This is a genomic window from Variovorax sp. UMC13 (assembly GCF_014170375.1).
In the GTDB taxonomy this organism is placed as follows: domain Bacteria; phylum Pseudomonadota; class Gammaproteobacteria; order Burkholderiales; family Burkholderiaceae_C; genus Variovorax.
Genome location: NZ_LZZW01000041.1, coordinates 99,612 through 108,371, shown reverse-complemented (window position 1 = coordinate 108,371; position 8,760 = coordinate 99,612). Strand labels below are relative to the sequence as shown.

8 protein-coding genes and 1 pseudogene are annotated in these 8,760 nt (G+C 68.4%); 6 read left to right on the top strand and 3 right to left on the bottom strand.

All coding sequences use genetic code 11. The features are described 5' to 3' along the window. Positions 1 to 390, top strand: a pseudogene (locus tag A9977_RS33325) (hypothetical protein); the annotation flags it as partial. Between the two features lie 4 nt (positions 391 to 394). On the opposite strand, the gene A9977_RS33320 reads toward A9977_RS33325, so the two are convergent. The 3 genes from A9977_RS33320 to A9977_RS33310 all read right to left on the bottom strand — a co-directional run bounded on the left by A9977_RS33320 (position 395) and on the right by A9977_RS33310 (position 3,215). Next, positions 395 to 1,582 (bottom strand): amidohydrolase family protein, encoded by a 1,188-nt coding sequence (locus A9977_RS33320; protein WP_183029141.1) that lies wholly within the window; start codon positions 1,580 to 1,582, stop codon positions 395 to 397. Beyond that, entirely contained in the window at positions 1,528 to 2,292 is a 765-nt protein-coding gene (locus A9977_RS33315) for a TetR family transcriptional regulator (protein ID WP_183029139.1), read from the bottom strand. The genes A9977_RS33320 and A9977_RS33315 overlap by 55 nt, the downstream gene beginning before the upstream one ends. A 149-nt stretch (positions 2,293 to 2,441) precedes the next feature. Then, positions 2,442 to 3,215 carry a ferredoxin--NADP reductase gene (locus A9977_RS33310; RefSeq protein WP_183029137.1) on the bottom strand — a complete coding sequence of 258 codons (774 nt, stop codon included), beginning with the start codon at positions 3,213 to 3,215 and terminating at the stop codon, positions 2,442 to 2,444. Positions 3,216 to 3,557: 342 nt separating this feature from the next. Between A9977_RS33310 and A9977_RS33305 the strand changes: the two genes are divergently transcribed. The 5 genes from A9977_RS33305 (at position 3,558) to A9977_RS33285 (ending at position 8,720) form a co-directional block, all read left to right on the top strand. After that, positions 3,558 to 5,171, top strand: coding sequence for a 6-hydroxynicotinate reductase (locus tag A9977_RS33305; protein WP_183029136.1), 1,614 nt, complete (start codon positions 3,558 to 3,560; stop codon positions 5,169 to 5,171). A gap of 13 nt (positions 5,172 to 5,184) precedes the next feature. Further along, entirely contained in the window at positions 5,185 to 6,084 is a 900-nt protein-coding gene (locus tag A9977_RS33300) for a UPF0280 family protein (protein WP_183029134.1), read from the top strand. A gap of 22 nt (positions 6,085 to 6,106) precedes the next feature. Further along, the gene (locus A9977_RS33295) at positions 6,107 to 6,748 is read left to right on the top strand and encodes an amino acid synthesis family protein (protein WP_183029132.1); all 642 of its coding nucleotides are present in this window, start codon (positions 6,107 to 6,109) and stop codon (positions 6,746 to 6,748) included. 28 nt (positions 6,749 to 6,776) lie between these two features. After that, positions 6,777 to 7,361 carry an amino acid synthesis family protein gene (locus A9977_RS33290; protein WP_183029130.1) on the top strand — a complete coding sequence of 195 codons (585 nt, stop codon included), beginning with the start codon at positions 6,777 to 6,779 and terminating at the stop codon, positions 7,359 to 7,361. A 153-nt stretch (positions 7,362 to 7,514) separates the two neighbouring features. After that, positions 7,515 to 8,720 (top strand): ABC transporter substrate-binding protein, encoded by a 1,206-nt coding sequence (locus A9977_RS33285; RefSeq protein WP_183029128.1) that lies wholly within the window; start codon positions 7,515 to 7,517, stop codon positions 8,718 to 8,720. The last annotated feature ends 40 nt before the right edge of the window (positions 8,721 to 8,760 follow it).

Genomic DNA, 8,760 nt, shown 5'->3' with positions numbered 1-8,760 from the left:
GTGGCGCCTTCGCCGCCTCCGGTGGCCCCGCCGCCCGCCACCGCCGGCACCGCGGCCGCGCCATCCGATGTGTTCCCCTACACGCCGCCCCCGTCCGCGCAGCAGCGCCGCGCCGCGCGTGCACGCGCCCGGGCGGCGCCGGCCGAGGCGGGCACGGGGGACGCCGCCGCGGGCGCCTGGGTCGAGCCCTCGCGACCGCCTGCGATGACCTCCTCGCCGAGCTACCGCGACGACGGGCCGCCGATCGTGCCGGGCCCCGGGCCCGCCGCAGGTGCGGCGGTGCCCGCGGGTTCAGGCGCCGTGGTGCCGCCGGCCGACCCGGGGCCGCCCGTGGTGGCCGGCCCGGGTCCGCACTACGACTTCTCGACGCCCGGCGCGCGCGGGCGTTAGGGCGTCAGAGCACCACCGGCACTTCGGTGGCCGGCGGCGTGTTGCGGCTGCGGCCGCTGCGCACGATGCCGTCGATCATCACCATGCCCACGCCCGGGATGTCGCCCAGCGCCACGCTCTCGAGCAGGCCCGGCGCGGGCGAATGCTGGGCGCGGTCCATGAACACGAAGTCGGCGTCGCGGCCCACCTCGATCAGGCCGCAGTTCAGGTTGCGGATGCGCGCGGTGTTGCCGGTCGCAAAGCAGAACACCTGCTCGGCCGGGATGTTGGCGAAGGCCGAGATGAAGGACACCATGCGCAGGATGCCCAGCGGCTGCACGCCCGAGCCGGCCGGGCCGTCGGTGCCCAGGATCACGCGGTGCGGGCACTTGAGCTCGATGGCGGCGCGGGCCGCGGCGATGGCCGTCTTCTCGTTGCCGTTGTGCACGATCTCGATCGCGCGCGAGGACTTCTCGCACAGCTCGCACACGTGCGCTTCCGGCAGCGAGGTGTGGCCGCCATTGATGTGGCCGATCACGTCGGCGTCGGCCTCGAGCACCACGTCCTTGTCGATGTAGCCCGAGCCCGGCACCGAGGGACCGCCGGTGTGGATGGTGCTCTGGATGCCGTACTTGCGCGCCCAGGCGACCATCTCCTTGGCCTCGTAGCCGGCCTTGACCGAGCCCAGCCCGACTTCGCCCAGCAGGCCCACGCCGGCCTCGGCCAGCTCCTTGAAGTCGCTCTCGACCATGCCCTTCTCGATCACGGGCGCGCCGGCCAGCACCTTCACGCCGCTGGGGCGGAAGTTGTCGTAGGCGCGCTGCGCGGTGATGGCCAGGGCCTTGAGGCCGACGATGTCCTTGGGGCGCCCCGGCAGGTGCACTTCGCCGGCCGAGATCATGGTGGTGACGCCGCCGTTCATCGACGAGTCGATCCAGCCCAGCTGGCTCTGGCGCGGCGTCCAGTCGCCGAACACCGGGTGCACGTGGCTGTCGATCAGGCCGGGCGCGACGGTGGTCTTCCGGCAGTCGATGACGGTCTTCGCGCCCTCGAGGTCGCAGTCTTTTTCCTTGCCGACCGCGACGATCAGGCCGTCGTTCACCACGATGGTGTCGGCGTCCAGGATGGGCTTGTCGATGTCGCCCGAGAGCAGCAAGCCTATGTTCTTGATGACGACCTTGCCCGACTTTGCGCCGGCTGCGATTTCTGCCATGTCAGTTCCTCGTGGGGTGGGGTGGGTTCTGTGTTCTCGTTCTCGTCGGCGCGCACGGTGCGCAGCACGGTCTCGACGATGAAGTCTTCCCAGTGCGCGACCGCCTCCGGCGTCTCGAGCGGCTCGCCGAGGAAGGTCGTCAGCGTGTGCCGGTTCGAGGTGTAGAAGTAGCCGGTGGCCGCGATCAGCAGGTAGACGTCGCGGGCCGCCAGGTCGGTGCGGAACAGGCCCTGCGATGCACCACTGGCGAGCAGTTCGCGCACGATCGTGACCGCGCGCGACGAGTATTCGCTGGCGCGCAGCGACTTCGCGATGTGCCGGCCCTTGTGCAGGTTCTCGGTGTTGAGCAGCGTGACGAACTCGGGGTTCTTGCGGTAGTAGCCCAGCACGAAGTGGATCACCGCCGTCAGCGCCTCGACCGGGCGCGAGGTGTCGAGGTCGAGCGCGGCCTCGGCCTCGTCCATGCGCCGGTAGATGCCTTCGAGCACCGCAATGAAGAGGCCTTCCTTGCTGCCGAAGTAGTAATAGATCATCCGGTCGTAGGACTTGGCGGCCTTCGAGATCTTCTCGACGCTGCCGCCGTCGTAACCGTAGCGGGCGAACACCTTGGTGGCCGCCTTGAGGATCGCGTCGCGCGTGGCCTGCGCCGCTGCTTCGCGCACGCCGGTCTTGCGCTGGGGCTTGGCGGCGGGCTTGCGGGTGGTGGACATGCGGATGAAGGCGGGAGCGGAGACCGGACGCAGAGGACGCGGAGACTACGCAGAAGGCGCGAAAGAATTCAGAAGAAATTCTTCCGGTCTTCCTTTCGCGTCCTCTGCGAATCCTTTGCGTCCTCTGCGTCCGGCTGTCCGCATGGGGTTTATTTCTCGGCGAAAGCGCGTTCGACCACGAAATCGCCGGGCGTCGAGGTATTGCCTTCCTTGAAGCCGCGGCCTTCCAGCATGTGCTTGAGGTCGACCAGCATGCCCGGGCTGCCGCACAGCATCACGCGGTCCTCGGCGGCGTTGATCGGCGGCAGGCCGAGGTCGTCGGTGAGCTTGCCGCTCTCGACCAGCTCGGTGATCCGGCCCATGTTGCGGAATTCCTCGCGCGTCACGGTCGGGTAGTAGAGCAACTGCTTCTCGATCATTTCGCCCAGGATCTCGTGCTTGGGCAGGTGGTCGCTCACGAGGTCGTGGTAGGCCAGTTCGTCGACCTGGCGCACGCCGTGCACCAGGATGACCTTCTCGAACTTCTCGTACGTTTCCGGGTCGCGGATGATGCTCATGAACGGCGCCAGGCCGGTGCCGGTGCCGAACAGGTACAGGCGCTTGCCCGGCAGCGTGTAGTCGATCAGCAGCGTGCCGGTGGGCTTGCGGCCCACGATGATCGTGTCGCCGACCTGGATGTGCTGCAGCTTCGAGGTCAGCGGGCCTTCATCGACCTTGATGCTCAGGAACTCGAGGTACTCCTCGTAGTTGGCGCTGGCGATGCTGTAGGCGCGCAGCAGCGGCTTGTTGTTCACCTTGAGGCCGATCATGGTGAAGTGGCCGTTGGAGAAGCGCAGCGCGGGGTCGCGCGTGGTCGTGAAGGTGAACAGGCGGTCGGTCCAGTGGTGAACCGAGAGGACGCGTTCTTCGCTGAATGCACTCATGGGATGACTCGAAAAAAAGTGGACGAAATGGCAGGCGACGAGGGCTTGCTGTACCTGGCTGGCAGCGTCAACCGGCGGGCTCCGCCCGATTGTCGGTCACTGCGCACCAAGTCTGGGAGCCGAGGCCTGTTCAACCCGCCTCCGATCCCCGGAAACAGCTTCAACGGACCCTAGGAAAACACCCATGCAAGCATCGGGCCGGATCGGTACATTTCATGCGTCCAATGTAGTGAACACCACATGAAAGTGGAGTGGATGCTACACAAATGACAAATTGCGCACAAGCGTGGAACCGGCATGTTTGTTGCACGTGCTGCAGGACGCTTCAAGAGAGATGCCACGATGACTGAACACACCAAGACAGATGGCCTGCCGGGCATGGACGTTCCCACGGCCGCCGATACCGCGGGCTTCGGCAAGGCGCCGCCGCGCAGCGAAAAGATGAGCGTCGCCAAGGTCGAGTGCAACGCCTGCCCGGTGCTGTGCCAGATCTCCGAGGGCCGCACCGGCGCCTGCGACCGCTATGCCAACCGCGCCGGCGTGCTGGTGCGCGTCGACCCGGTGGTGCTGCTGCGGCGCGAACTCCAGAGCCCTGCGCCCGCGCTGGTGCCCTTCGCGCGCGAAGGCGTCGAACCGGCGGCCGAAGGCTTGGAAGCCGACTGGAACGGCGACCTGCTGCATGCCGACGAGGTGTTCGTGACCGGCGTGGGCTCCTCCACCACCTACCCCGACTACAAGCCCGCGCCCTTCATCGTGGGTTCGAAGGCGCAGGGCGTCGACATGGTCACGGTCGTGACCGAAGGCATCTTCAGCTACTGCAGCTTCAAGGTGAAGATCGACACCGACCGCTTCCTCGGCGCCGAGCAGGCCAACGTGCGCTACAAGGGCGAGGTCGTGGGCCATGTCACCACGGCCGAGTACGGCTCGCAGATGCTGTCGCTGGGCGGCGTGCACCACCTCACCGGCGGCAGCAAGAAGGAGGGCCGGATGACGGCTGAACTGATGCAGCTGCTGGGCAACAAGAAGCCGGTCGAGTGCACCATCGACGGCGGCTCCAGCCTCGTGATCCAGGCCGGCAAGGCGCCTATCGTCAACGGCGTGGAAGAGCAGCGCATGCGCGTGGGCTGCGGCTCGGCCGCAGTCGGCATCTTCGCGCGCCAGTTCGCGGGCGTGGCCGACGAGGTGGTGGTGGTCGACGACCACATCACCGGCGTGCTGACCCAGCACCAGGCCGGGCGCTGCCTCGACATGCCCGAGTCGGGCATCAAGATGCTGGGCCGCAAGTCCACGCCCGGGCGCTACTTCCAGGTGGCCAACCCCGGCGACGGCTGGGGCGGCACCGACATCGCCGATCCGCTGGCGATCATCGAGGGCTGGGAAGAGGGCGTGGCCAAGCCCGGCCTGCGCCTGCTCATGACCTCGACCACCGGCGAGCATGCGCAGTGGTACGTGCTCGACGAGGCGCTCAAGCCGGTCGAGCGGCCGATGCCGCCGGAAGTCAAACGCATCGTGGATCGCATCGGCGAGAACTGCGAGCCCTCGCTGTGCACCGTGCTCTTCCTCGGCGGCGCGGGCGGCAGCCTGCGCGCCGGCGTCACCGAGAACCCGGTGCTGCTCACGCGCGCCATCAAGCGCGCGCTGGTCAACGTGACCTGCGGCGGCGCGCCGGCCTATGTGTGGCCGGGCGGCGGCATCACGGTGATGGTCGACGTGATGCGTATGCCCGACAACAGTTTCGGCACCGTGCCCACGCCGGCCATCGTCGCGCCCATCGAATTCAGCATGCGGCTCGAAGACTACGCGGCGCTGGGCGGCCACGTCGAGCATGTGTTCCCGCTGCAGGAAGCGCTGGCGCGTGGCGCCTGGCAGGACGACGGTGCGCCGACCGCGCGGCAGTGGGTGCGCATCGACGATGCGAATCCCTGGCCGCTGGGCCAGCCGCCGATGCTGGGCTGACACCGGCCATTCCATGCACGCCGAACGCCGCCAGCTCGACGCCCAGCGTTGGCACTTCCAGCACGGACCGATCGATCTGCTGATCGAGGCCGAGGGAGAGGCCGCGGCCGTGGCCGACGCGCATGCGGCCGCCTGGGCGCGCTTCGAGCCGCTGCTGGTCGAGCTGGTGCGCGAGCTGCCCGCGCTGCGCGCGCCCGTCGGCGCGAGCTGCCCGCTGCAGGGCCCGGTCGCGCAGCGCATGTGGCAGGCCTGCGCGCCGTTCGGCGAGAGCTTCATCACGCCGATGGCCGCGGTCGCGGGCGCGGTGGCCGAGGAGATCGTCGCGTTCTACCGCCGGCCCGGCATCGAACGCGCCTGGGTCAACAACGGCGGCGACATTGCGCTGCACCTGGCGCCGGGGCGCTCGGCGCGCGTCGGCCTGTTCGCCGACCTGGCGCGCTTCGACCTGCGCGACACCGGCCCGCTCGCGACCGATGGCCAGTTCGAGATCCAGGCGGCGCAGCCGGTGCGCGGCGTCGCCACCAGCGGCTGGCGCGGCCGGAGTTTCTCGCTGGGCATCGCCGACAGCGTGACCGTGCTGGCCGCCACCGCTTCGCAGGCCGATGCCGCGGCCACGGTGATCGCCAATGCGGTGGACGTCGACGACGCCGCGATCCGCCGGCTGCCGGCGCGCGAGTGCAAGGACGACAGCGACCTTGGCGACATCCCGGTCACGGTCGAGGTGCCGCCGCTGGCGCCCGACTCGGTGCGCCGTGCACTCGATGCGGGCGCGCGCCGTGCACAGGCGCTGCAGCAGCAGGGCCGGATCTGGGCCGCGGTGCTGGTTTGCCAGGGGCAATGGCGCCAGGTCGAACCTTTATGCTCCATCCGCGCCAACGTGCCGGCCGCTGCAGTTGGTTCAGTATTTGCTTAACGAAAAGACAGGCCTTCATTCCATGATCGATATCCGTCGCGTCTTCACCCATGTCGAGCACATCCACCACGAGTTCGGCCCGCGCGCCGCGACGCCGCTGGTGCGTGGCGCCATCGGCGTGGTGATGACCAATCCCTTCGCCGGCCGCTACGAGCCGGACATCCTGCCGATGATGGCGCTGCTCGACCCGGTGGGCGTGGACATGGCGCACCGGCTGCACGCGGCCATGGACGTGCCGCTGGAAGCCATCGCCACCTACGGCAAGGGCGCCATCGTCGGCGCCGCGGGCGAACTCGAGCACGGTGCGCTGTGGCATGTGCCCGGCGGCTACGCGATGCGCGAGCTGCTCGGCTGGAAGGGCGACCGCGCGGCCTACACCGCGGGCAAGGCCGAGGACAAGAGCGGCCAGCCCGGCAACGCGCTGTCGATCGTGCCTTCGACCAAGAAGGTGGGCCCGCCCGGCGCCACGCTCGACGTGCCGCTGACCAACATCAACGCCAGCTATGTGCGCGGCCAGTTCGACGCCATCGAGGTGCGCGTGCCCGGCGCGCCGGCGGCCGACGAGATCGTCTTCATCCTCGCGATGAGCACCGGCTACCGCATCCATGCGCGCGTCGGCGGCCTGCTGGCCGAGAACATTTCCAAGTGGGACGGCCTGCGCTGAGCCCGAGACAACCAAAGAAGATCCAGACATGACCGCCAACATCCGCAAGCTCGTCATCCAGGTCGACGAGACCCGCAAGGAAATGGGCCAGGACGTCACGCCGCCCACGCGCCGCGCCGTCGCCATCGCCGTGATCGAGAACCCCTACGCGGGCCGCTACAGCGAGAACCTCGACCAACTGATCGCCATCGGCGAGGAACTCGGTGCGCTGCTGGGCCAGAAGGCCGTGGCCGCGCTGGGCATCGCGCCCGCCGACGCCCAGAGCTACGGCAAGGCCGCCATCGTGGGCGAGGCCGGCGAGCTCGAGCATGCGGCCGCGATCCTGCATCCCAAGCTGGGCGCACCGCTGCGCGTGGCGGTCGAGAAGGGCGCCGCGCTGGTGCCCTCGGCCAAGAAGCGCGGCACGCTGGGCACCGCCATCGACGTGCCGCTGGGCCACAAGGATGCGGCCTTCGTGCGCAGCCACTTCGACGCGATCGAGGCCCGCGTGTCCGATGCGCCGCGCGCCAACGAGATCGTGGTGGCCGTGGCCGTGACCGACAGCGGCCGTCCGCTGCCGCGCATCGGCGGGCTGCAGCATGCCGAGATCAAGGGTGAAGACGGCCTGAGGTAAAGCACACCCCCAGTCTGCGCGCACTGCGTGTCGCTCCGCCAACCCCCTTGCAGGGGGCGACACCAGCGGCCCGGCAAAGCCGGTTCCGCGGCGTCCCTGGTGAATGCAACACTGAACCGATTTGTTTTCTTTCGACCACTTAGGAGTTTCCCGATGAACCCATTGCGTCATGTCTTCAGCGCGGCCGCCGTCGCCACGCTCGCCACCGCCCTCGTTCCCGCGCATGCGCAGGGCGTGATCAAGATCGGCGAGATCAACAGCTACAAGGCGCAACCGGCCTTCCTCGAGCCCTACAAGAAGGGCATGGAACTCGCGGTCGACGAGATCAACGCCGCGGGCGGCGTCAACGGCAAGAAGTTCGAGCTCATCAGCCGCGACGACAACGCCAACCCCGGCGACGCGGTGCGCGTGGCCGAGGAGCTGGTCTCGCGCGAGAAGGTCGACGTGCTGACCGGCGCCTTCCTGTCGAACACCGGCCTGGCGCTGACCGACTTCGCCAAGCAGAAGAAGTTCTTCTACCTGGCGGCCGAGCCGCTGACCGACAAGATCGTCTGGAGCAACGGCAACCGCTACACCTACCGCCTGCGCCCCTCGACCTACATGCAGGTCGCGATGCTGGTGCCCGAGGCGGCCAAGCTCAAGAAGAAGCGCTGGGCCGTGGTCTACCCCAACTACGAGTACGGCCAGTCCTCGGTCGCGACCTTCAAGCAGCTGCTCAAGGCCGTGCAGCCCGATGTGGAGTTCGTCGCCGAGCAGGCGCCGCCGCTGGGCAAGGTCGACGCGGGCAGCGTGGCGCAGGCGCTGGCCGATGCCAAGCCCGACGCGATCTTCAACGTGCTCTTCGGTGCCGACCTGTCGAAGTTCGTGCGCGAAGGCAACACGCGCGGCCTGTTCAAGGGCCGTGAAGTGGTCAGCGTGCTGACCGGCGAGCCCGAGTACCTCGACCCGCTCAAGGACGAAGCGCCCAACGGCTGGATCGTGACCGGCTACCCCTGGGATTCGCTCAAGACGGCCGAGCACAAGGCTTTTGCCGACGCCTACCAAGCCAAGTTCAAGGACTACCCGCGCCTGGGCTCGGTGGTCGGCTACAGCGCGATCCACTCGCTCGCGGTCGGCATCAAGAAGGCCGGCAGCACCGACACCGAGAAGCTGATCGCGGCCTTCAAGGGCCTGCAGGTCGACAGCCCCTTCGGCAAGTTCATGTACCGCCCGCAGGACAACCAGTCCACCATGGGTGCGTACGTCGGCAAGACCAAGAACGAAGGCGGCAAGGGCGTGATGGTCGACTACGTCTACCTCGACGGTGCCAAGTTCCAGCCGAGCGACGAAGAAGTCAAGAAGATGCGCCCCGCCGAGTAACTGTTGCTCGCCCCCAGGCTGCGCGCACTGCGTGTCGCTT